Raw genomic sequence first — 1,039 nt, forward strand, 5'->3', positions numbered from 1 at the left:
CGCCTAACACCTGAGTTAAGCCGCGTCGCGAAGCGGCGTCGGCTTGGACGATTTGTTAGGCATCACCTGCGATGGTGTACGCCTGCCTTAATTTGAACACTTCCTCTGGCACATCGGTCGGCTCTGGTAGACCAGGGTCCGGGATAAATCGAGAGGCCAGTACCGCATCCACGACCAATGGCGCGAATTGCTCGCCCGGAACTTCAATTAGGTCGCCCAGATGGCAGCGAAGGTCCAGTTCGATGGCTAAGCCGGCACACGCTGTGAAAGGCGCACGTGACATCGCGCTCAAGAACTGACTTGCAAGTTTGTGCGGAAGCGACGACACAACGGTGTTCAGCATGGGATTTTCGAAATCGAAGCTGGCCATGTGGGGAATTCCAGCGTGCTCTACGTTCGCGCCAGCGGTAAATATGGATTCGTCGACGCGAGCGTATAGGTTAAGGCGGGTGCCGAGCATGTAAAGCTCTGAGTGGCTTCGAAGTCCGAGCCGGTGCAGCGCCAGACCGAAGTCAGGAGCAAATCTTCTACGAATTGGCTCGAGGACATACTCAGGGCTGAGATGTTTTCGAAGGCTCTCCCACTCGCTTTCGAATGCTGCGTAACCGATTACCGCAAGCGGCTCTCTTTGATATATATCGTAAAAGGCGATTTCCCGCCCGTTGCACAGCGCGAATTCTCGACACTGAATGTCGGGATGAATTGCGTAACTGTACGCCTGTTGTACGTGGCGATCCGAATGAATGTTTTCGGAAGGGGCTTTTGCGTCAAGAACGAGAATCGGCTTTTCGTCGAAAATGAGCGTGTAGTCTGGAACCGTAGTTACGGGATGATTGCGTGTTCCAACTCGGATAAATGGATGGCTGAGCGCCTTGCTTCGCGCCACACGCATCTTACCGCTATGTGAGTAACCGACCTTTGAGAGGAGCGGTGCGATTATGAGCTCGCGCACCGAGTCCTCCTTGAAGTCTGGGCTCAAGAAGTCTTCGTCTGAGATGCGATCGAGGCTCATGTGATGCCTAACACCTGAGTTAAGCCG

General features: G+C 54.3%; 1 protein-coding gene. It reads right to left on the reverse strand.

The annotated features are described in order from the left end of the window. Positions 1–55: 55 nt before the first annotated feature. Positions 56–1,039: hypothetical protein (locus tag ACFFGH_RS34365; RefSeq protein WP_386677459.1), on the reverse strand; the 984-nt coding region annotated here is incomplete at its 5' end.

The sequence above is a fragment of the Lysobacter korlensis genome, assembly GCF_042434515.1.